The sequence below is a fragment of the Vibrio sp. Vb0304 genome, from assembly GCF_033338995.1.
Taxonomy (GTDB): Bacteria; Pseudomonadota; Gammaproteobacteria; order Enterobacterales; family Vibrionaceae; genus Vibrio; species Vibrio alginolyticus.
This window is the reverse complement of sequence record NZ_JAWOTT010000166.1, coordinates 1-1317: the sequence shown is the minus strand read 5'-3', so window position 1 is coordinate 1317 and position 1317 is coordinate 1. Positions and strand designations below refer to the sequence as shown.

Here is a 1317-nt window from a genome sequence, read left to right as displayed (position 1 = left end):
TTTTTCATCAATTAAATAGCACAATGTTCTTGCGCCTCTTTTTTACTGCGTAATCTTTGTGTTATCGATGTTTTTATTAGTTTGAATAAGTCGGTTTGCGTGCGAGTCAGTTGGCATTTTTGATTGATATTGAATGTGTACCCAAGGTAATCCAATGAATTGAATCGCACATTTTTATTCGTTGGATTTTCCAAGATTCGTCTCTCGAAGAAGATACGCTCAGGCTTACCAAATTGAAGACGATTATGTACAAAAAATTATTTGCACTGATGGCTGCTGCAATGAGTGTCCAATCCGCTCAGGCCATCGTTTTGGGCAGTGTGGAGTCAAACCCTGCAGATCGCGTTGCGATTCGAGCCAGTAACATGGCGGAATTTCAAAACTGTGGCGGCACTATGGTCACTGACCAGTGGGTAATGACAGCGGCCCACTGTGTCGTAATGGGGCAAGGTTCGAACGAAGCGAGCTATTACGTTACCCAACCGGGTGAACTGTCTATCACTGCTCGTGTACATAATCTTCACGATACGAGTATCGACAACTACTACACCGTTTCGCATATCGTCGTGCATCCAAGCTATACTCGTATCTCGAAAGCGGATGTTGACAGCAAGGGGAATGTGAAGCCTATTCAAACGGCGCTCGATAATGACATTGCGCTGCTTTACCTTACTCGCCCAGTTACTGGGGTGAATGTGGCTGACCTCGCCACGAAAGAAGACATGATCAGCATTGAGGCACGATTAGCTGCGGATTGGAACGATAACTACGACACCAACCAGCGAACTGAAAATGTTCAGGTTTATGGATGGGGAACAACAACGCCAATGGCATCGGAGGCTTCTCCTTTGTTACAAACCACTCAGATCGGTTTTCTTCCGATAGACAAGTGTTATGAGCGTCTGGAAATTGGTAATAGCTATCCGGGGTTGATTAACTCTAGAAGCAATGCGACTAAGATCTGTACAGTGCCCACATTCAATAGGATTTTAGAGCCAAGCAGCAGCACTCAATATGGTAACTCTGCTTGTAAAGGGGACAGCGGTGGCCCGCTGCTGGACATTGCGACAGGCAAGCAAATTGGTGTCGTGAGTGGTGGTCCTTTGGTATTGCCGACTTGTGGCTCGCTGACCATTCCAAGTTTTTATACGAAGGTCAGTAACTACTACGATTGGGTTCAGTCTTACATTACTGCCGACACACCACCAAACCGTTACATCACTGAACCAAATTTTATCATCAATGCTAGAGAAGAAGCGGGCAAAGAGTGTCACGATGGTATTGCAACCAATAATTGTGATTTCAAAGGTTCCGATG

The 1317-nt window shown here is 45.3% G+C and carries 1 protein-coding gene; it reads left to right on the top strand.

All coding sequences use genetic code 11. The features are described 5' to 3' along the window. Window positions 1-245: 245 nt before the first annotated feature. A partial coding sequence (locus R7P35_RS24695; protein WP_318092990.1) for a serine protease occupies window positions 246-1317 on the top strand: 1072 nt, incomplete at its 3' end.